Here is a 19,371-nt window from a genome sequence, read left to right as displayed (position 1 = left end):
ACGCAGAGCGTGGGAACGATCTTTATCTCCACATCTGCCCCACCCTGATCGTTCCCACGCTCCGCGTGGTAACGCCTACCGGGACGCTCCGCGTTCCAGCTTCACCATTATCGACAAGGTCAAGACCGCTATGACGCAGAGCGTCAGTGGCTGCATTCCCACGCAGAGCGTGGGAACGATCTTTATCTCCACATCTGCCCACCATGATCGTTCCCACGCTCCGCGTGGTAACGCCTCCAGGGACGCTCCGCGTTCCAGCCTCACCATTATCGACAAGGTCAAGACCGCTATGACGCGGAGCGTCAGTGGCTGCATTCCCACGCAGAGCGTGGGAACGATCTTTATCTCCACATCTGCCCACCATGATCGTTCCCACGCTCCGCGTGGTAACGCCTCCAGGGACGCTCCGCGTTCCAGCCTCACCATTATCGACAAGGTCAAGACCGCTATGACGCGGAGCGTCAGTGGCTGCATTCCCACGCAGAGCGTGGGAACGATCTTTATCTCCACATCTGCCCACCATGATCGTTCCCACGCTCCGCGTGGTAATGCATCTCGGGACGCTCCGCGTTCCATCTCCGTCGCACCGCAAGATTCAAGGAAGAATCCCATGGGCCGCAGCCGCTATACGATTACCGAAGCCGACAAACCGCATTTCCTGACCTGCACCGTGATGGAGTGGTTGCCGCTGTTCATCCGCCCGTACATCGTTGAGCACCTGCTCAACTGCTGGCGATATCAACAGGCTCATCATGACCTGAAGCTATACGGCTACGTGATTTTGGAAAACCACCTGCACTTCGTCGCCCAAGCACCCGATCTGAGCAAATGCCTCAGCCAGTTCAAGTCCTTCACCGCGCGACAAATCATCAATGACTTGCAAACAAAAGGCGCCGACAAAGCCTTGCAGCGCCTGCGCTTCAGCAAACGCGCGCATAAGCAGGACCGGGTGTATCAACTGTGGCAAGAAGGCACGCACGCGGAAATGGTCTACAGCGAATCGGTGATGCGCCAGAAACTTGAATACATCCACAACAACCCGGTGAAACGCGGATATGTGGATTTACCGGAGCATTGGCGTTATTCGAGTGCCAGGGACTACGCGGGAACTGAGGGACTGATCGAGGTTCAGCGCTGGTATTGAAAGGGGACGCGGAGCGTCCCGGGCGGCATTCCCACGCGGAGCGTGGGAACGATCATAAAAGCCTCAGAACTCAATCCGCACATCCCCCTTCGGCACGCTGCAGCACGACAGGATAAATCCTTCCGCCTCGTCATCCTCGGTAATCCCGCCGTTGTGCTCCATCTCCACTTCGCCGCCCAGTTTCATCACCTTGCATGTCCCGCAAATGCCCATGCCGCAGGCTTTCGGGATCATCAGACCGAGCTTGGCGGCGGCTGCGTGGACGGTTTCGCCCGGGCCGACGCGAATGCTTTTGCCGGAGGCGGTGAATTCGACCTGATGCAGATCCGCGGCGTCGATTTCCGGTGCATCGGCGGCTTGTTCGGCCTGTTCCACCGCGTCGGCGCGGGCCTCGGGTGGCGTGGCGCCGAAGGATTCTTCGTGATAGCGCGACATGTCGTAGCCGGCCGCTTCCAGCAGGCGTTTGACCGCGGTCATGTACGGCGTCGGGCCGCAGCAGAACACTTCGCGCTCGAGGAAATCCGGGACCATCAGTTCGAGCATCTTGTGATTCAGATAACCGCGATAACCGGCCCATGGCTCACCGAGGCCGTGTTTTTCGCAGATCAGGTGCAGGCTGAAGTTGTCGATCCGCGACGCCATGTGCTCAAGCTCGCGGTGGTAAATGATGTCTTTCGGCGAGCGCGCGCTGTGCACGAACGTCATGTCGACGTTGGCGTTGGTGTCGTAGAACCAGCGCGCCATCGACATGCACGGCGTGATGCCGACGCCGCCGCTCAAATACAGAACCTTCGGGCTCGGGAAGTCGATCGCGTTGAACAGCCCGACCGGGCCGTGCACCGCCAGCTCCTGACCTTCATGCAAAGTGTCGTGCAACCAGTTCGAGACCTTGCCGCCCGGCACGCGTTTGATCGTCACCGAAAAGCTGTACGGCACCGACGGCGAGCTGGAAATCGTGTACGAGCGCATGATCGGCTGGCCTTCGATTTCCAGCTCCAGGGTGACGAACTGCCCCGGCTTGAAGAAGAACAGGATCGGCTGGTCGGCCATAAAGCAGAAGGTGCGCACATCCCAGGTTTCCTGGATGACTTTGACGCAACGGACAATGTGTCGGCCATTGGCCCAGGTCTGGGTGGTGACCGGATTCAGGAAGCTGTTGGACATGCTGTTCTCCACGGCCGACTGTCGGCCTCTTGTCGGCGATTCTGCGTATAGCGCAGACCGTGCGTTTACCTATCCGCGACATTGACATACTTATCGCGACCAGCCCTTGAACACCGGGGCTTGCGCGTCGGGAACAGATTGCGCCATGTCGCGCATGGATAAGGTTCTCCCCAGCGCCGGCCCCACACTCGCCCCAACACAAGACGACTTCTTTACACCTTGCGTAGCAACCGTTTTGCAGCACACCTGATCAGCCACTTTCGCCGGCCACGCAGAGGGCCATGAGGATTACATCGATGGACGTCACCGCAAAAATCAGCCTGGGCGATCCGCTGGAACCCGCACGCAAGGCCACCGCACAAATGCTCCAGGAGCGCGAGCGCACTTTTTCCCTGCCACAGCCGTTCTACAGCGACGAGCGCCTGTTCGATATCGATATGCAGGAGATCTTCCAGAAGGAATGGTTGATCGCCGGCATGACCTGCGAGATCCCGGCCAAGGGCAACTACCTGACCCTGCAGGTCGGCAAGAACCCGATCATCGTCATTCGCGGCGCCGAGGGCGTGGTGCACGCGTTCCACAACGTCTGCCGCCACCGTGGCTCGCGCCTGTGCACCAGTGAAAAAGGCAAGGTCGCCAAACTGGTCTGCCATTACCACCAGTGGACCTACGAACTGGACGGGCGCCTGCTGTTCGCCGGCACCGAGATGGGCGCCGACTTCGACATGAATCAGTACGGCCTGAAACCGGTGAACGTGAAAACCGCTGGCGGCTACATTTTCATCAGCCTGGCGGAGAATCCGCCGGCCATCGATGACTTCCTGTCGACGCTTAACCATTACATGGAACCGTACGACATGGAGAACACCAAGGTGGCGATCACCACCACCTTGATGGAAAAGGCCAACTGGAAACTGGTGCTGGAAAACAACCGCGAGTGCTACCACTGCAACGCGTCGCACCCGGAACTGTTGAAAACCCTGCTGGAATGGGACGACGTCACCGACCCGCGCGCCGATCAGGCATTCAAGGATCACGTCGCCGCTTCCGCCGCTGCCTGGGAAGCGGAAAAGATCCCTTACGCTCACGCCAGTTTCGGCTTGCGCAACCGCATCGTGCGCATGCCGCTGCTCAAGGGCACCGTGTCGATGACCCTCGACGGCAAACAGGGCTGCGCGAAACTGATGGGCCGCATCAAGAACCCGGACCTGGGCTCAATGCGCATCCTGCACCTGCCGCACTCGTGGAACCACTGCATGGGTGATCACATCATCGTCTTCACCGTGTGGCCGATCAGCGCTCAGGAAACCATGGTCACCACCAAGTGGCTGGTGCACAAGGATGCGGTGGAAGGTGTCGATTACGACGTCGAGCGCATGCGCCAGGTGTGGGACGCGACCAACGATCAGGACCGCCGTCTGGCTGAGGAAAACCAGCGCGGGATCAACTCCACCGCTTACCAGCCGGGGCCTTACTCCAAAACCTATGAATTCGGCGTGGTCAACTTCGTCGATTGGTACAGCGAGCGGATGTTGAACAACCTCGGGGCAGAGCCTGCGCCTTACCTCAAAGGCGTACCGGTCCAGGGCTGATCAAGAACAAAAGATCGCAGCCTGCGGCAGCTCCTACAGGTGGAATGCATTCCCCTGTGGGAGCGAGCCTGCTCGCGAAGGCGTCCTGACCTACATCACAAGTCTCATTGATCAATTTCCGATCAACCACCCCCGACCCCAGACCCACCAAGCCCTCCAGCCTTCCGCAAACAAGTTATCCACACACCCGCCCACAGCAAATGGGGGTAACTGTGGATGAGTCAAAAAATATCTTGCTGATTTGCAAAGAAAAACCGTGACTTATTCTGAATCACAGTTTCTGAAAACGATCGATCGTTTTTTGATCAACGCCATGCAGACCACGGTTTCAAAGGCCTCCAGCGGGTAGCGAACACGTTATCCACAGAAGCGCCAACAGAGATCGGGGACAACTTTCACTCTTCTGTGGAAAACACCTATGACTGGGGAAAACCCGTTCGCCTTAACAGCTCTCGGCGCCCGGGGATCACATTTGATCAATAATTGATCAAGCCAATGGAAGCCACGGTCCATATGGCCTACAGCTGATAGCGAACATCTTATCCACAGAAGCGCCAACAGAGATTGGGGGCAACTTGTCGATTTATACCGAAGGAAAAGCCCGAGAAATCCGTGAGTTACGCTGATCGTTTTTTGATCTTATGGCTGGAAGGCTTGAATGGCGTGGGGTGCGCGGAAGGGCGAACACGTTATCCACAGATTCGCCAACAGGGAATGTGGGTAAGCCGCTTCCCCTCACCCCAACCCTCTCCCAGAGGGAGAGGGGGCCGACCGCGTCGACTAGTGAGGTTACATCGACCTGAAACATTGTATTGATCTCAGGCTTGGCCAGACCAAGGCCACCGCCATGTCGCAGGTCGGTGTACTTGGCCAATTCGCCGCGGTAGGTCCCCTCTCCCTCTGGGAGAGGGCTAGGGTGAGGGGCTTTTCAGCGGACAACGCCTTCTTCAATCAGCAACTTCAGAATCGCTTCAGCCCCAGCCTGCGCGGTAACGCCTTTGAGCACCTGCCCCCCGCCACCACTGGCCTTGGCCGTCGCGGCCTTCATCCGGTCGGCGCCGCTCTTGGCCTTGATCACCTTCAAGCGCTTGGGCCGTGGTTTGGCCGGCTGCAGCGTGGCGACGGCCAACAATTGGTCCTCCACCACTTCAACGTCGTCGGCGGCCAATTCGCCCCGTCGTGCCGGGCCATACGCGCTCTGCCGAGGCTTCGGCGCGGCGTTATCCACAGTGGCCAGAAACGGCAGTTTGACCTTCAAGCGGCGTCGCTGGCCGCGCGGCAACGCTTGCAGGACCAGCGCTGAACCATCATTGATCGATTCGACCTGCGCCAGGCCCACCACCAGCGGCCAGCCCAGACCTTCGGCCAGCAGGAACGGCAACATCCCCGAACCCTCACCGGTTTCCGCCTGACTGCCGGTCAGCACCACCTGCGCCCCGGCATCGCGCAGGTACGCGGTCAGCGCCGGCAAGGCGTCGGCGCCAGCGGGTTGTTCCAGCACATGCAGCTGTTCCAGGCCCATGCCTAGATAGGCACGCAGGGCCGGTTCGGCGACATCACCGGCGTGCAGCACTTGCAGGTTATCCCCAGCCAGTTGCAGGCCCAGTTCCACCGCGCGCGCATCCTGATCGGCGCGCCGTGGCCGACCTGAGGTCGGGTGAGCGCCGATTGAGACCAGACTGATAACGTTCGTGTTCATAGGGTTTCCTTAAGCCGCATCGCGCTTGGCTTCGTTGCGGTAAGCCGCGACCGCTTCGATCAACGCTTGCAGAATCTCTGCGCTTTCGCCGATCACCGAAAGGTCGGCACGCTTGATCATGTCGCAACCCGGATCGAGGTTGATCGCCACCACCTTGTCGCAAGCGCCAATGCCTTGCAGGTGCTGGATCGCGCCAGAGATACCCACAGCGACATAGACCCGCGCGGTGACCCAGGTGCCGGACGCGCCAACCTGGCGATCCCGCGCCATGAAGCCGTCGTCCACTGCAACCCGCGAAGCGCCTTCGGTGGCGCCGAGGGCTGCTGCCGTTTCGTGAAACAACTGCCAGTCCTTGACGCCGTTGCCGCCGGAGAAGATGAACTCGGCTTCGGCCATCGGGATAGCTGCTGGATCCACCGCCACGGCACCAAGATCTTCGATTCGCGACAAGCTGCGCGCGACGCTTGTGGATAACTCTACTGGCAACGCTTCGTGACGGGTTTCGCTGACCGGCTCTGCGCATTCGGCAGCGGCGAGAATCAACCGCGCCACTGGACGCGCCAGGTCTTGCAATCCGGCCCCGGCGCGGCCGATGCACTCCTGATCCTTGACCTGCCAGACCCGCGTGGCCGGGCGCTCGCCCAAGGCTGCAGCAAAGCGCCGGCCGAGTTCGCCGCCACCGCTGCGGCTGTCCGGCAGCAACCAGTGACGCGGGTTGAATTGGTTATCCACAGCGCGCAAACCCTGCACCCGCTGCTCCGGTGCATAACCGCTGAACTCCTCGCCTTCCAGCACCAGCAAGCGATCAACGCCCGCGGTTTCGAAAGCGCTTTCCTTGTGCTCGCCGAACACCACGGCGAGCACTGCACCATCGCTGCCGGCCAGTTGGTGAGCGAGGCCGAGCAGATCGCGGTCGTGGCTGCTCAGGCGACCGCCGACCATATCCGGCACCACGCTGATGTAGAACGCCGGGGCCGGTACCTGATGCAGGGGCAACTGCACTTCAACAGCAGCCGAGCGTTTGACCGCCCCACCCTGCTGCGCGCCGCTGCGGTCAATGCGTTTGATGCCGTTGGGGCCGATAAAACCCATGCCGTGCAGATTCTTGCGGATGACGCCATTGGGCCCCATCCAGCTGTGTTGCGCCGGTTGCATCGCCGCGTGCAGCGGGTGCAAACGGTTACGGGCAATCCATTCGGCGCGCGGGTCGCGGCGGATAATGTCGCTCATCAGTGCACCTCCGCAGGTTCACGTTTGGCCGGCGTGGCAGGCTTGCTTGGCGCGGCGTCCTCAAGCAACGCGTCGGCGACCAGTTCGGCGATGTCCTTGATCAGCGGACGCGGTTCGACCACGCCTTCGAGCATCGCCGTGCACTGTGGACAACCCACCGCCACCAGTTCGGCGCCGGTTTCGCGGATGTCTTCCATGCGCATGTCGGGGATGCGCTGCTTGCCCGGAATGTCAGTGATCGGCGCGCCGCCACCACCGCCGCAGCAGCGCGAGCGGAAGCCAGAACGCTGCATCTCTTTGATTTCGATGCCGAGGGCTCGCAGCACTTCGCGCGGCGCTTCGTACTCGCCGTTGTAGCGGCCCAGGTAGCACGGATCGTGATAAGTCACGCTGTTGCCTTTGTGCTGACCGAGGTTGAGCGCGCCGGCCTGAATGATCTCGGCCATGTAGGTGCTGTGGTGCTGCACCAGGTAGTTGCCATCGAAGGCGCCGTACTCGTTTTTCAGCACATGGAAACTGTGCGGATCGCAGGTGACGATGCGGTTGAAGCTGTATTTGCCCAACGTCTGGATGTTGCGCTTGGCCAGCAACTGGAACGTCGCTTCGTCGCCGAGACGGCGGGCCACATCGCCGCTGTCGCGTTCCTCAAGACCGAGCACGGCGAAGTCGATGTTTGCCGCTTTCAGCACTTTGACGAACGCGCGCAGGGTGCGCTGGTTGCGCATGTCGAAGGCGCCGTCGCCGACCCAGAACAGCACGTCGGTGGATTTCTTCTCACTGAGCAGATTGAGGTTCAGATCCGCCGCCCAGTTCATCCGCCCGCCCGGGGCGAAACCGCCAGGGTTGTCGGTTGCAATAAGGTTCTCGAGAACTTCGGCACCCTTGTTCGGCGTCGCGCCTTTTTCCAGGGTCAGATGCCGGCGCATGTCGACGATCGCATCGACGTGCTCAATCATCATCGGGCACTCCTCGACGCAGGCACGGCAGGTGGTGCACGACCACAGGGTTTCTGCGTCGACCAGACCGTTGACGATCGGTTGGTGCGGATTGCCGCCATGCTCGCCGATCGGTTTGCCTGGATACGGGCTGCCGGCGAACTTCGCGTCGGTGCCGCCAGCGAGGCCGACGACCATGTCCTGAATCAGTTTTTTCGGGTTCAGCGGCTGGCCGGCGGCGAAGGCCGGGCACGCTGCTTCGCACTTGCCGCACTGCACGCAGGCGTCGAAACCGAGCAACTGGTTCCAGGTGAAATCCTTGGGTTTTTCCACGCCCAGCGGCGCATCGGGATTGTTCAGGTCCAGCGGCTTCAAACCGGTCGAGCGCCCGCCGCCGAAACGTTCCGGGCGACGGTGCCAGGCCAGGTGCAGAGCACCGGCAAAGGCGTGTTTCATCGGCCCACCCCAGGTCATGCCGAAGAACAGTTCCGACACGCCCCACAGCACGCCAACACCGAGGATGGCGGCGAGCACCCAGCCGCCGAAGTTTTCCGGCAGGATCCCGGCGACCGGAAGGGTCACCAGGAAAAACGACGCCGAGAACGCCAGCAGGCTTTTCGGCAGGCGCATCCACGGGCCTTTCGACAGACGCGCAGGCGGATTGACCCGGCGCAGGTACATGAAGATCGCGCCGACAAACATCACCGCCGACATCAGCAGCAAGGCGTAGCCAAGGATGCGGTTATGCAGGCCGAAACCGTGCACCAGAATGGCCAGCACGATCGACGCCACCGCACCGCCCGCCGTGGCGACGTGGGTGTTGGCAATGTATTTGTCCCGCGCCACAACGTGGTGCAGGTCGACCATGTAGCGCTTGGGCATGGCCAGCAGACCGCCGAGCAGATCGACCTTCGCCGCCCGCCCCCGGCGCCACATGTTCATCCGCCGCAACGCGCCGAGGACCGCAAGGCCGATGGCGGCGAACAACAGGATTGGAAGAAGGGTGTTCAACATGGTGAAGCTCCCACCAGACAGCCTGGAGAAACACGGCGTTCGATGATCATTCCCACGCGGAGCGTGGGAACGATCAGTTAACGTGTCTTAGAAATCCTTGCAGAGTCGCAGGGCGTCATAGATCGCGGCGTGGGTATTACGCTGCGCCACGCAGTCGCCGATGCGGAACAGCAAGTAGCCGTCGCCCGCTTCGCTCAGCGAAGGTTGCGGCTGGATCGCGAACAGCGCTTCGACGTCGATCTGGCCCTTGTTGCGCGAGCCGTCCTTGAGGGCGTAGTAGATTTCCTCGTCCGGGCGTACGCCGTTTTCGACGACCACCTGATCGACCACCCGCTCCTCTTTCGCGCCGGTGTATTCGTTCTCCAGCACCGCGATCAGCTTGTCGCCTTCGCGGTAGACCTTCTCCAGCATCATGTCGCCGGTCATGATCACTTCTTTCGGGTACATGCTGCGGTAGTAGGTCGGGAACGACGTGCCGCCGATGGCCACGCCCGGTTTGATGTCGTCGGTGACGATCTCGACCTGGCTGCCCTTGTCGGCGAGGAAGTCGGCGACCGACATCCCGGTGAACTCGCAAATGGTGTCGTAGACCAGCACGTTCTTGCCCGGCGCAACTTTGCCGTCGAGCACGTCCCAGCTGCTGACCACCAGCCCTTCGGCCGCGCCCCAGTGCTCGTTCTGCTCAAGGTACGGATGACCGCCGACCGCCAGTACCACCACATCCGGACGCAGGTCCATGATGGTGTCGGCATCCGCCGCCGTGCCCAGGCGCAGATCGACTTTCAGCCGCGCCAGTTCCAGCTGGAACCAGCGGGTGATGCCGGCGATCTGGTCACGCTGCGGTGCTTTCGATGCGGTGGTGATCTGCCCGCCGATGAAGTCTTTTTTCTCGAACAGCGTGACGTCGTGGCCACGCTCGGCAGCCACGCGTGCGGCTTCCATCCCGGCCGGGCCGGCACCGACGATCACCACCTTGCGTTTCGGCCCGGTGGATTTCTCGATGATGTGCGGCACGCCCATGTATTCACGGGAGGTCGCGGCGTTCTGGATGCACAGCACGTCCAGGCCCTGATACTGACGGTCGATGCAATAGTTGGCGCCGACGCACTGCTTGATCTGGTCAATCTGGCCCATCTTGATCTTGGCGATCAGGTGCGGGTCGGCGATGTGCGCGCGGGTCATGCCGACCATGTCGACGTAACCGCCCTCAAGAATGCGCGTGGCCTGGTTCGGGTCCTTGATGTTCTGCGCGTGCAACACCGGCACCTTGACCACTTCCTTGATCCCAGCAGCCAGGTGCAGGAACGGCTCCGGTGGATAACTCATGTTCGGAATAACGTTGGCCAGGGTGTTGTGGGTATCGCAACCCGAGCCGACCACGCCGATGAAATCGAGCATGCCGGTGTCGTCGTAATACTTGGCGATCTGCTTCATGTCCTCGTGGGACAAGCCGTCCGGGTGGAACTCGTCACCGCACAGACGCATGCCCACGCAGAAGTCGTCACCGACCTCGGCGCGCACGGCTTTCAAGACTTCCAGGCCGAACTTCATCCGCCCTTCGAAGGTGCCACCCCATTCATCGGTACGCTTGTTGACGCGCGGGCTCCAGAACTGGTCGATCATGTGCTGGTGCACGGCCGACAGTTCGACGCCATCGAGGCCACCAGCCTTGGCCCGGCGCGCAGCCTGGGCGTAGTTGCCGATCACTCGCCAGATCTCTTCCGGCTCGATGGTTTTGCAAGTGGCGCGGTGCACCGGTTCACGGATGCCCGACGGCGACATCAAGGTCGGCCAGTTGAAACCGTCCCAGCGCGAGCGACGACCCATGTGGGTAATCTGGATCATGATCTTGGCGCCATGCTTGTGCATGGCGTCGGCCAGATTCTGGAAGTGCGGAATGATCCGGTCGGTGGACAGATTGACCGAACTCCACCATTCCTGCGGGCTGTCGATCGCCACGACGGACGAACCGCCGCAGATGGCCAGGCCGATACCGCCCTTGGCTTTCTCTTCGTAGTATTTGACGTAGCGGTCGGTGGTCATGCCACCGTCAGTCGCGTAGACCTCGGCGTGCGCGGTGCTGAGCACGCGGTTGCGGATGGTCAGTTTGCCGATCTGGATCGGCTGGAACATTGCTTCGAAAGCCATGGCACGGTCCTCGGCTTACAACGGCTTGACGATGAACAAGCCGTCATCGTGGCCCTCTTCGGAGCCTCCGTAGACTTGTTCGGCGACAGTACGGATCTTGCTGCCACGGGCTTCGAGAATCTGGTCCATGGCGCCGGCGAACCAGCCGGTGAACATGTAATCGACCTTGCGCCCGACCTTGCCGTACACGTACACGAACGCCGAGTGCTCGAGCTTGACGCTGGCAGTGCCTTTGTCGAGGTCGATGTCCTGGATCTTGAACAGACCCCAGCCGCGCTGCGACAGGCGCTTCATGTAGTGTTCGAACACCGCGACGCCTTCCAGGCCGTGGCATTCGGCTTCCTTTTCACACCAGTGCCAGGCGGATTTGTAGCCGGCCTTGTAGAGGATCTCGGCATAGGCTTCAGCGCCGAGCACTTCCTCGATGCCCATGTGGTTGTTGACGAAAAAGTGACGCGGCACATACAGCATTGGCAGGGCGTCGGAGGTCCAGACACCGGTCTCGCTGTCGACTTCGATTGGCAATTGCGGGGCGATCTTGGCCATGGAAACTTAACTCCAGAAAATTTTGTGTGTTGCCCCCGACTCGGATGGCCGGGGGAAAGGATTCAGAAGTGCGGCGGCTTATTCGCCCCAGACATCTTTCAAGACGTTGACCCAGTTCTCGCCCATGATCTTGCGCACCACGCGCTCGGAATGGCCGCGCTTGAGCAGGGTTTCGGTGAGGTTGGGGAATTCGCCGACGGTGCGGATGCCCAGCGGGTTGATGATCTTGCCGAAGCTGGTCAGGCGGCGGGCGTAACCCTTGTCGTGGGTCAGGTATTCGAAGAAGTCCTGGCCGTGACCCTGAGTGAAATCGGTGCCGATACCGATGGCGTCTTCGCCGACGATGTTCATGGTGTATTCGATGGCTTCGGCGTAATCGTCGATGGTCGAATCGATGCCCTTGGCGAGGAACGGCGCGAACATGGTCACGCCGACGAAACCGCCGTGGTCGGCAATGAACTTCAGCTCTGCATCGGATTTGTTGCGCGGGTGCTCTTTGAGACCCGACGGCAGGCAGTGCGAATAGCAGACCGGTTTTTTCGATTCGAGAATGACTTCTTCGGAGGTCTTGGAACCGACGTGGGACAGGTCGCACATGACGCCAACACGGTTCATTTCAGCGACGATCTCGCGACCGAAACCCGAGAGGCCGCCGTCACGTTCGTAGCAACCGGTGCCGACCAGATTCTGGGTGTTGTAGCACATCTGCACGATACCGACGCCGAGCTGCTTGAACACCTCGACATAACCGATCTGGTCTTCGAAAGCGTGGGCATTCTGGAAGCCGAAGAGGATGCCGGTCTTGCCTTGTTCCTTGGCGCGACGGATGTCGGCGGTGGTGCGCACAGGCATCACCAGGTCGCTGTTTTCGCGGATCAGTTTCTGGCTGGCAGCAATGTTGTTCACGGTCGCCTGAAAGCCTTCCCACACCGACACAGTGCAGTTGGCCGCCGTCAGACCGCCCTTGCGCATGTCTTCGAACAGCTCGCGGTTCCATTTGGCAATGATCAGACCGTCGATAACGATGCTGTCGGCGTGTAGTTCGGCTGGGCTCATCAGGCGTCCCCTTATTGGCAATTCATGCGCCGAATCGTCTGCCGGCGCTTTGGGGCCAGCATATGCCTCGGTGCCGGGGCGACCGGGTGCAAAAACGACAGGGGAATTGCCGAAAGCGTCAATCCGCGACAAAGGGTCGTCGGCCGCCCTCCTCGGCTGGCTGTTCAAGCCCGCGCGCTTGCGCCAGAATCTGCCGCAGCCTGCACCTACCAACGGATTAGAGCGACCCCAATGAAATCGATCTTCCTCGCCTTGGCACTGATTGCGACCGGCGCCCACGCCGCCGAAGAATCCGAGAACAACCCGTGCGACGCGGTGGAAAACGACATCCAGACCCTGGAATGCTCCGCCTACAGCCGCAGCACCGCCGAAGACCTGCTCAAGGACAACTACGCCAGCCTCAACGAACGCATGCAGGCCGCCTACGGCAAGAACCCGACGCAACTGGCCGACATCACCGCCAAACTGAAAACCGCCCAGCAGCAGTGGTTGAAGACGCGGGATGCGGATTGCGCGGTGGAAGCGTTCCCGGCAACGGCGGGGAGCAAGGCGTTCACCATTGCGCAGAATGATTGTGTCGCGCGGATGAGTGATGAACGGTCGGAGTTTTTGGAGTCGATCGGGCAGGAGTGATAGAAGGTCTGGACCGCTGTTGCGGCTTCATCGGCGTAACTTCGTCCTCAACCACCATATTGCGATCGAGCCGACAGGCTGTGCCTTGATGGCCAGTAGCGACGCACACGCGCAACATGCCGACACGCCTTGTTTATTGGTCACTGGAAAAATATAAGCAAAGATTCGCCAATCTTATAAAAGACTTATATTCTTCTATGAACAGCATCCACTGGACTCGCAAAGCTGTTAAGCAGCTTTTGAAATTGCATTCCGTGCACCAAGGGAAGGTTCGCGACGCCGTCACGGCGCTTGCCGACATGCCCGATGTTGGCAACGTAAAAGCATTGGTTGGTCATGACTACGCTTACCGACTGCGTGTCGGCAATTATCGAGTCATGTTCGACTGGGATGGCGCAATCAAAGTGGTCAGTATTCAAGAGGTCAAAAAACGTGATGAACGCACCTACTGACGTTCAAATCATCAATGACGCCGAGGGTAATCCTGCATTCGTGGTTATCCCCTACGCTCAATATGTCGCACAGAAAATACAGCCCGATCTGATTCCCCATGAGGTGGTAAGTCGAATCGTTGATGGCGCAACACCGATCCGCGCCTGGCGCGAATATCTCAACCTGACTCAGGAAGAAGTGGCCAAGCGCATGGGCATCTCGCAACCGGCGTTTGCCCAGCAGGAAACAGTCGCCAAACCCCGCAAGGCCACCCGCGAGAAAATCGCCGCCGCGTTCGGCATCACAGCCAGTCAGCTTGAGCTGTAGGCTGCCCTCTTTATTCAAAGGAATTCCCATGAACATCTGCGGCATTGAAATCAAAGGCAGCGAAGCGATCATCGCCGTGGCGGCGCTCGACGGTTCGACGTTGAGCCACGTCCCTCTCGCCACAAAAAAGATTGCTCTGGATGACGATGACGAGGCGGCGAACGTGCGGCGGTTCGCGGCGCAGGTGGCGTCGTTTGTGCGGGAGAATTCGGTGGACCGGATCGCGATCAAGAAGCGTAGCAAAAAGGGCGAGTTTGCCGGTGGGCCGACGACGTTCAAGATCGAGGGCGTGTTTCAGTTGCTGGATGGTTGTGAGGTGACGCTGCTGTCGCCGCAGACGATCAATGCCCAGGCCAAGAAGCACAACTTTGAACTGCCGGGGACGTTGAACAAATATCAGCATGAGGCTTACAAGGCGGCGTGTTCGGCGTTGGTGAAGAAATAGCCCTCTCTCAGACGCCGAAAATTAATGTGGGAGCGAGCCTGCTCGCGAATGCAATGTGTCAGGCAACATCAGTGTTGGATGACAGACCGCTTTCGCGAGCAGGCTCGCTCCCACATTGCTTTCATGCAAGCCCATTCACGCCTGTGCGGTACGCCGGTCTTCGCGGGGGCAGCGGGCGAAACGCGCGCGGTAACTGCGGGTGAAATACGACGGTGATTCAAACCCGCAGGCAATGCTGACTTCGAGCACGCTCATGTCGGTCTGGCGCAACAGTTGCCGGGCCTTTTCCAGCCTCAACCGCAGATAGAAGTTGCTCGGCGTATCGTTCAGATGCAGCCGGAACAAACGCTCCAGTTGCCGCCGGGTCACCTTGATCGACTCGGCCAGTTGCAACGTGGTCAGCGGCGGTTCGCTGTGCTGTTCCATTTCGCCGATCACCTGCACCAGTTTCTTGTTGTTGATCCCGTAACGCGTGGCGACTTCCATGCGCTGGTGATCCTTGCGCGGGCGTATGCGCCCGAGCACAAACTGCTCGCTGACCTGAATCGCCAGTTGCGGGCCGTGGGCCTGGGCGATCAGGTCGAGCATCAGATCAATCGAGGCCGTACCTCCCGCCGAGGTGATCCGCCGGCGGTCGATCTCAAACAGTTCTTGGGTGACGCTGAGCTGTGGATAAGACTCCTTGAACGCATCGATCGCCTCCCAGTGCAGGGTCAGGCGATGGCCATCGAGCAGGCCCGCTTCGGCGAGGACGAAGCTGCCGGTGTCGATGGCGCCGAGGGTTACGCCGTCCTTGTCCAGCCTGCGCAGCCAGTGCTCCAGCGTCGGCGTGATGAACTTCAGCGGTTCGAAGCCGGCCACCACCAGCAAGGTCGCGCCTTTCTTCAGCGGCTCCAGCGCCGCATCGGCGTTGACCGACATGCCGTTGCTCGCCAATACCGCGCCGCCATCGGCGCTGAGCACATGCCAGCGGTACAACTCGCCGCGAAAGCGGTTGGCCACGCGCAACGGTTCGATCGCGGAAATAAAGCCGATGGCGGAGAACCCCGGCATCAGCAAAAAGTAGAAATCCTGGGACATGGGCGCACTCGGTTGGCGGGTCGCGTGCCTCGTTGATACGCCGATTATCGGCGGCGTTCAAGCGTGCAGGTCGCTACAGTGCAAATGCCAGTCGCCGCAGTGCGCTTTCACGGGTGCATAGCTGCGTAACTTGGCCTCACCGGCGCGCAGATGCCGGAAACCACAATAATCGAACTGCCGAGGAACCCGACATGAAACGACTGATCAGCAGCTGCGTTCTTGCACTCAGCGGTACCGCTTTCTTCAGCACCGGCGTGATGGCGGCCGAACCGGCCTCCTGCAAGAACGTACGCATGGGCGTGGTCAACTGGACTGACGTGATCGCCACCAGTGCCATGACCCAGGTCCTGCTCGACGGCCTCGGCTACAGCACCAAACAGACCAGCGCCTCGCAGCAAATCATCTTCGCCGGGATCCGCGATCAGCGCCTGGACCTGTTCCTCGGCTACTGGAACCCGCTGATGACCCAGACCATCACGCCATTCGTCGAGGCCAATCAGGTGAAAGTGCTCGAAGCACCGAGCCTGAAAGACGCCCGCGCCACCCTCGCCGTGCCGACCTATCTGGCTGACAAGGGCCTGAAAACCTTCGCTGACATCGCCAAATTCGAGAAGGAATTGGGCGGCAAGATCTACGGCATCGAGCCAGGCTCGGGCGCCAACACGCAGATCAAAGCGATGATCGCCAAGAACCAGTTTGGTCTGGGCAAATTCCAGCTCGTCGAATCGAGCGAGGCCGGCATGCTCGCCGCCGTTGACCGCGCCGTACGGCGCAAGGAAGCCGTGGTGTTCTTCGGCTGGGCGCCGCACCCGATGAACGTCAACATTCAGATGACCTACCTGACCGGCAGCGAAGACGCCCTCGGCCCGAACGAAGGCATGGCCACGGTGTGGACGGTCACCGCGCCGAAATACGCCGAGCAATGCCCGAACATCGGCCGCCTGCTGGCCAATCTGACTTTCACCGCCGAATCCGAGAGCCGGATGATGCAGCCGTTGCTCGATCACAAGGACGCCTTCGAGTCGGCGAAGCAGTGGCTCAAGGATCACCCCGAAGACAAACAGCGCTGGCTTGAAGGTGTGACGACTTTCGATGGCAAACCGGCTGCTGAAAACCTCCAGCTGACCAGCAAATAACCCTTTATTGAACCTCCCTCTCCCAGATGGGAGAGGCCACTGAAACACGCTTCGCAGCCCCGCCACGGGCTGCGGACAGACCCATCACGCCTGAAGGAAACGCATCATGAACCACGACGTCATCATCACCTGCGCACTCACCGGTGCTGGCGACACGACCGCCAAAAGTCCACACGTGCCGGTCACCCCGAAACAGATTGCCGCTGCCGCGGTGGAAGCGGCCAAGGCCGGCGCCACCGTCGTGCACTGCCATGTGCGCGACCCGCAGACCGGCAAGTTCAGCCGTGACGTGGCGCTGTACCGCGAAGTGATGGAGCGCATCCGCGAGGCGGACGTCGACATCATCGTCAACCTCACCGCCGGGATGGGCGGCGACCTGGAAATCGGCCCTGGCGAGAAGCCGATGGAGTTCGGCCCGAACACCGATCTGGTCGGTCCGCTGACCCGTCTCGCCCACGTTGAAGAACTGCTGCCGGAAATCTGCACCCTCGATTGCGGCACGCTGAACTTCGGCGACGGCGACACCATTTACGTCTCTACCCCGGCGCAACTGCGCGCCGGCGCCAAGCGCATCACCGAGCTGGGCGTGAAGGCCGAACTGGAGATTTTCGACACCGGGCATCTGTGGTTCGCCAAGCAGATGATCAAGGAAGGCTTGCTCGACAACCCGTTGTTCCAGCTGTGTCTGGGCATCCCGTGGGGCGCGCCGGCCGACACCACCACGATGAAAGCCATGGTCGACAACCTGCCCGCCGACGCGGTGTGGGCCGGCTTCGGCATCGGCCGCATGCAGATGCCGATGGCGGCGCAAGCGGTGCTGCTGGGCGGCAACGTGCGGGTCGGGCTGGAGGACAACCTGTGGCTGGACAAAGGCGTGCTGGCGACCAATGGCCAATTGGTCGAACGCGCCACGGAAATCCTCAGCCGCCTCGGTGCTCGCGTGCTTACGCCGGCCGAAGGTCGCAAAAAGATGGGCCTGACCCAGCGCGGCTGAACCTCACCCTTTCTCCCTGTGAACATAAATTTTGTGGTGAGGGGATTTATCCCCGATGGGTGGCGAAGCCGCCCCAAAACCTGACAACCCGGGGCATCAGATAGACCGAGAGCACAGGTTTTACGACTGCTTCGCAGCCGATCGGGGATAAATCCCCTCGCCACGAGAACAGAGTTTCCACAGGGATCACCGAACTCTCTCAGGAAATCACCATGCGCTTTATCACCGAAATCAAAACCTTCGCCGCTCTCGGCAGCGGTGTCATCGGCAGTGGCTGGGTCGCCCGCGCCCTCGCCCACGGACTTGATGTAGTGGCCTGGGACCCGGCGCCCGGCGCCGAAGCGGCATTGCGTCAACGCGTGGCCAATGCCTGGGGCGCGCTGGAGAAGAACGGCCTGGCGCCCGGCGCTTCGCAGGACCGTCTGCGTTTTGTCGCAACCATCGAGGAATGTGTGCGTGACGCCGATTTCATCCAGGAAAGCGCCCCGGAGCGGCTGGAACTGAAACTCGATCTGCACAGCAAGATCAGCGCCGCCGCCAAGCCCGATGCGCTGATCGGCTCCAGCACTTCAGGCCTTTTGCCAAGCGAGTTCTATGAGAGTTCGATGCACCCTGAACGCTGCGTGGTCGGGCATCCGTTCAACCCGGTTTATCTGTTGCCGCTGGTCGAAGTCGTCGGCGGCAAGAATACCGCGCCAGAGGCGGTGCAAGCGGCGATGCAAGTCTACGAATCCCTCGGCATGCGCCCGTTGCATGTGCGCAAGGAAGTGCCGGGATTCATCGCCGATCGCCTGCTCGAAGCGCTGTGGCGTGAGGCGTTGCACCTGGTCAATGACGGTGTGGCGACGACCGGCGAGATCGACGATGCGATTCGCTTTGGCGCCGGTCTGCGCTGGTCGTTCATGGGCACTTTCCTGACTTACACCCTGGCCGGCGGCGATGCCGGCATGCGCCACTTCATGTCGCAATTCGGCCCGGCGTTGCAGTTGCCGTGGACGTATCTGCCGGCACCGGAGCTGACAGACAAGCTGATTGATGATGTGGTCGATGGCACCACCGATCAGCTCGGTCGGCACAGCATTTCCGCGCTGGAGCGCTATCGTGATGATTGTTTGCTGGCGGTGCTTGAAGCGGTGAAGACCACCAAAGAGAAGCACGGGATGAGTTTCAGCGAGTAATCCGCCACCTGATCGTTCCCACGCTCTGCGTGGGAATGCAGCCCGGGAACGCTCCGCGTCCCAGAAGCGTGACGCACAGCGTCACAAGAGGCGTTACCACGCAGAGCGTGGGAACGATCGCCGCCAGGAGAAACCATGCCCCACCTCACCACCTACCAAACCACCATCATCCCCGACTGGGTCGACTACAACGGCCACCTGCGCGACGCCTTTTACTTGCTGATCTTCAGCTACGCCACCGATGCGCTGATGGACTGCCTCGGCATGGACAGCAGCAACCGCGAGGCCAGCGGCCACTCGCTGTTCACCCTTGAGCTGCACCTCAATTATCTGCACGAAGTGAAGCTCGACACCGAGGTCGAAGTGCGCACGCAAATCATCGGCCACGACAGCAAGCGCCTGCACCTCTACCACAGCCTGCACAAAATCGGCGATGAGCAAGCGCTGGCCGGCAACGAACAGATGCTTTTGCACGTCGACCTCGCCGGCCCGCGCTCGGCGCCGTTCAGCCCTGATACGTTGCATCGGTTGCAAGCCATCGTCGCCGATCAGACCGACCTGCCCGCTCCCGCTTACATCGGCCGCGTGATCGCGTTGCCACCCGCTCGGTAAATTCCC

The 19,371-nt window shown here is 60.8% G+C and carries 18 protein-coding genes; 10 read left to right on the top strand and 8 right to left on the bottom strand.

All coding sequences use genetic code 11. The annotated features are described in order from the left end of the window. Positions 1-610: 610 nt before the first annotated feature. Positions 611-1,144, top strand: coding sequence for an REP-associated tyrosine transposase (locus tag AAEZ10_RS25710; RefSeq protein ID WP_350571530.1), 534 nt, complete (start codon positions 611-613; stop codon positions 1,142-1,144). A gap of 63 nt (positions 1,145-1,207) precedes the next feature. Here the strand turns inward: AAEZ10_RS25710 and gbcB are convergent, their stop codons facing one another. Then, a complete protein-coding gene (gene gbcB / locus AAEZ10_RS25705) occupies positions 1,208-2,308 on the bottom strand; it encodes a glycine betaine monooxygenase reductase subunit (RefSeq protein ID WP_016772824.1) in 1,101 nt (366 codons plus the stop codon). A 296-nt stretch (positions 2,309-2,604) separates the two neighbouring features. On the opposite strand from gbcB, the gene gbca reads away from it, so the two are divergent. Beyond that, on the top strand, positions 2,605-3,900 hold the full coding sequence (gbca, locus tag AAEZ10_RS25700; protein WP_197891314.1) for a glycine betaine monooxygenase oxygenase subunit: 1,296 nt from the start codon (positions 2,605-2,607) through the stop codon (positions 3,898-3,900). 928 nt (positions 3,901-4,828) lie between these two features. On the opposite strand, the gene etfB is transcribed toward gbca, so the two are convergent. The 6 genes from etfB to AAEZ10_RS25670 all read right to left on the bottom strand — a co-directional run bounded on the left by etfB (position 4,829) and on the right by AAEZ10_RS25670 (position 12,528). After that, the gene (etfB, locus tag AAEZ10_RS25695; protein ID WP_024014592.1) at positions 4,829-5,599 is read right to left on the bottom strand and encodes an electron transfer flavoprotein subunit beta; all 771 of its coding nucleotides are present in this window, start codon (positions 5,597-5,599) and stop codon (positions 4,829-4,831) included. Between the two features lie 9 nt (positions 5,600-5,608). Continuing rightward, positions 5,609-6,829, bottom strand: a complete 1,221-nt coding sequence (etfA, locus tag AAEZ10_RS25690; protein WP_071173853.1) for an electron transfer flavoprotein subunit alpha — start codon at positions 6,827-6,829, stop codon at positions 5,609-5,611. After that, on the bottom strand, positions 6,829-8,778 hold the full coding sequence (dgcB, locus tag AAEZ10_RS25685; RefSeq protein ID WP_350571526.1) for a dimethylglycine demethylation protein DgcB: 1,950 nt from the start codon (positions 8,776-8,778) through the stop codon (positions 6,829-6,831). The genes etfA and dgcB overlap by 1 nt, the downstream gene beginning before the upstream one ends. A gap of 87 nt (positions 8,779-8,865) precedes the next feature. Then, the gene (dgcA, locus tag AAEZ10_RS25680) at positions 8,866-10,926 is read right to left on the bottom strand and encodes a dimethylglycine demethylation protein DgcA (protein WP_024014595.1); all 2,061 of its coding nucleotides are present in this window, start codon (positions 10,924-10,926) and stop codon (positions 8,866-8,868) included. A gap of 15 nt (positions 10,927-10,941) precedes the next feature. Further along, complete coding sequence (locus AAEZ10_RS25675; protein WP_039757633.1) at positions 10,942-11,472, bottom strand: 4-vinyl reductase; 531 nt, start codon at positions 11,470-11,472, stop codon at positions 10,942-10,944. Between the two features lie 78 nt (positions 11,473-11,550). Beyond that, entirely contained in the window at positions 11,551-12,528 is a 978-nt protein-coding gene (locus AAEZ10_RS25670) for a dipeptidase (RefSeq protein WP_007962626.1), read from the bottom strand. Between the two features lie 231 nt (positions 12,529-12,759). On the opposite strand from AAEZ10_RS25670, the gene AAEZ10_RS25665 reads away from it, so the two are divergent. The 4 genes from AAEZ10_RS25665 (at position 12,760) to AAEZ10_RS25650 (ending at position 14,365) form a co-directional block, all read left to right on the top strand. After that, positions 12,760-13,161: a lysozyme inhibitor LprI family protein gene (locus AAEZ10_RS25665; protein ID WP_024014598.1), complete on the top strand. Its 402-nt coding sequence runs from the start codon at positions 12,760-12,762 to the stop codon at positions 13,159-13,161. 197 nt (positions 13,162-13,358) lie between these two features. Further along, positions 13,359-13,613: a type II toxin-antitoxin system RelE family toxin gene (locus AAEZ10_RS25660; RefSeq protein ID WP_122699694.1), complete on the top strand. Its 255-nt coding sequence runs from the start codon at positions 13,359-13,361 to the stop codon at positions 13,611-13,613. Continuing rightward, entirely contained in the window at positions 13,597-13,920 is a 324-nt protein-coding gene (locus AAEZ10_RS25655) for a helix-turn-helix domain-containing protein (RefSeq protein ID WP_350571523.1), read from the top strand. The genes AAEZ10_RS25660 and AAEZ10_RS25655 overlap by 17 nt, the downstream gene beginning before the upstream one ends. Positions 13,921-13,948: 28 nt before the next feature. Further along, positions 13,949-14,365: a DUF3010 family protein gene (locus tag AAEZ10_RS25650; RefSeq protein ID WP_016772815.1), complete on the top strand. Its 417-nt coding sequence runs from the start codon at positions 13,949-13,951 to the stop codon at positions 14,363-14,365. A 135-nt stretch (positions 14,366-14,500) separates the two neighbouring features. Here the strand turns inward: AAEZ10_RS25650 and AAEZ10_RS25645 are convergent, their stop codons facing one another. Then, positions 14,501-15,445 carry a GlxA family transcriptional regulator gene (locus AAEZ10_RS25645; protein WP_122748164.1) on the bottom strand — a complete coding sequence of 315 codons (945 nt, stop codon included), beginning with the start codon at positions 15,443-15,445 and terminating at the stop codon, positions 14,501-14,503. A gap of 191 nt (positions 15,446-15,636) precedes the next feature. On the opposite strand from AAEZ10_RS25645, the gene AAEZ10_RS25640 reads away from it, so the two are divergent. The 4 genes from AAEZ10_RS25640 to AAEZ10_RS25625 all read left to right on the top strand — a co-directional run bounded on the left by AAEZ10_RS25640 (position 15,637) and on the right by AAEZ10_RS25625 (position 19,365). Next, positions 15,637-16,581, top strand: a complete 945-nt coding sequence (locus AAEZ10_RS25640; RefSeq protein WP_071173857.1) for a choline ABC transporter substrate-binding protein — start codon at positions 15,637-15,639, stop codon at positions 16,579-16,581. A gap of 106 nt (positions 16,582-16,687) precedes the next feature. Further along, on the top strand, positions 16,688-17,575 hold the full coding sequence (cdhC, locus tag AAEZ10_RS25635) for a 3-dehydrocarnitine:acetyl-CoA trimethylamine transferase CdhC (RefSeq protein ID WP_024014602.1): 888 nt from the start codon (positions 16,688-16,690) through the stop codon (positions 17,573-17,575). Between the two features lie 212 nt (positions 17,576-17,787). After that, entirely contained in the window at positions 17,788-18,753 is a 966-nt protein-coding gene (locus tag AAEZ10_RS25630) for an L-carnitine dehydrogenase (RefSeq protein ID WP_071173858.1), read from the top strand. Between the two features lie 135 nt (positions 18,754-18,888). After that, positions 18,889-19,365: a thioesterase family protein gene (locus AAEZ10_RS25625; protein ID WP_273528848.1), complete on the top strand. Its 477-nt coding sequence runs from the start codon at positions 18,889-18,891 to the stop codon at positions 19,363-19,365. The last annotated feature ends 6 nt before the right edge of the window (positions 19,366-19,371 follow it).

Origin of the sequence: Pseudomonas sp. H26/SER47-MNA-CIBAN-0231, assembly GCF_040310465.1 — a bacterium.
Taxonomy (GTDB): domain Bacteria; phylum Pseudomonadota; class Gammaproteobacteria; order Pseudomonadales; family Pseudomonadaceae; genus Aquipseudomonas; species Aquipseudomonas atacamensis.
This window is presented reverse-complemented; position numbering and strand designations above follow the sequence as displayed.

Excerpts from the sequence above, each read along its gene's own strand:
- AAEZ10_RS25670 (WP_007962626.1), bottom strand. The coding sequence starts at position 12,528 with ATGAGCCCAGCCGAACTACACGCCGACAGCATCGTTATCGACGGTCTG.
- gbca (WP_197891314.1), top strand. The coding sequence starts at position 2,605 with ATGGACGTCACCGCAAAAATCAGCCTGGGCGATCCGCTGGAACCCGCA.
- AAEZ10_RS25625 (WP_273528848.1), top strand. The coding sequence starts at position 18,889 with ATGCCCCACCTCACCACCTACCAAACCACCATCATCCCCGACTGGGTC.
- gbcB (WP_016772824.1), bottom strand. The coding sequence starts at position 2,308 with ATGTCCAACAGCTTCCTGAATCCGGTCACCACCCAGACCTGGGCCAAT.
- AAEZ10_RS25640 (WP_071173857.1), top strand. The coding sequence starts at position 15,637 with ATGAAACGACTGATCAGCAGCTGCGTTCTTGCACTCAGCGGTACCGCT.
- AAEZ10_RS25710 (WP_350571530.1), top strand. The coding sequence starts at position 611 with ATGGGCCGCAGCCGCTATACGATTACCGAAGCCGACAAACCGCATTTC.
- AAEZ10_RS25650 (WP_016772815.1), top strand. The coding sequence starts at position 13,949 with ATGAACATCTGCGGCATTGAAATCAAAGGCAGCGAAGCGATCATCGCC.
- AAEZ10_RS25675 (WP_039757633.1), bottom strand. The coding sequence starts at position 11,472 with ATGGCCAAGATCGCCCCGCAATTGCCAATCGAAGTCGACAGCGAGACC.
- AAEZ10_RS25630 (WP_071173858.1), top strand. The coding sequence starts at position 17,788 with ATGCGCTTTATCACCGAAATCAAAACCTTCGCCGCTCTCGGCAGCGGT.
- cdhC (WP_024014602.1), top strand. The coding sequence starts at position 16,688 with ATGAACCACGACGTCATCATCACCTGCGCACTCACCGGTGCTGGCGAC.
- AAEZ10_RS25645 (WP_122748164.1), bottom strand. The coding sequence starts at position 15,445 with ATGTCCCAGGATTTCTACTTTTTGCTGATGCCGGGGTTCTCCGCCATC.
- dgcB (WP_350571526.1), bottom strand. The coding sequence starts at position 8,778 with ATGTTGAACACCCTTCTTCCAATCCTGTTGTTCGCCGCCATCGGCCTT.
- AAEZ10_RS25660 (WP_122699694.1), top strand. The coding sequence starts at position 13,359 with ATGAACAGCATCCACTGGACTCGCAAAGCTGTTAAGCAGCTTTTGAAA.
- etfA (WP_071173853.1), bottom strand. The coding sequence starts at position 6,829 with ATGAGCGACATTATCCGCCGCGACCCGCGCGCCGAATGGATTGCCCGT.
- etfB (WP_024014592.1), bottom strand. The coding sequence starts at position 5,599 with ATGAACACGAACGTTATCAGTCTGGTCTCAATCGGCGCTCACCCGACC.
- AAEZ10_RS25665 (WP_024014598.1), top strand. The coding sequence starts at position 12,760 with ATGAAATCGATCTTCCTCGCCTTGGCACTGATTGCGACCGGCGCCCAC.
- AAEZ10_RS25655 (WP_350571523.1), top strand. The coding sequence starts at position 13,597 with ATGAACGCACCTACTGACGTTCAAATCATCAATGACGCCGAGGGTAAT.
- dgcA (WP_024014595.1), bottom strand. The coding sequence starts at position 10,926 with ATGGCTTTCGAAGCAATGTTCCAGCCGATCCAGATCGGCAAACTGACC.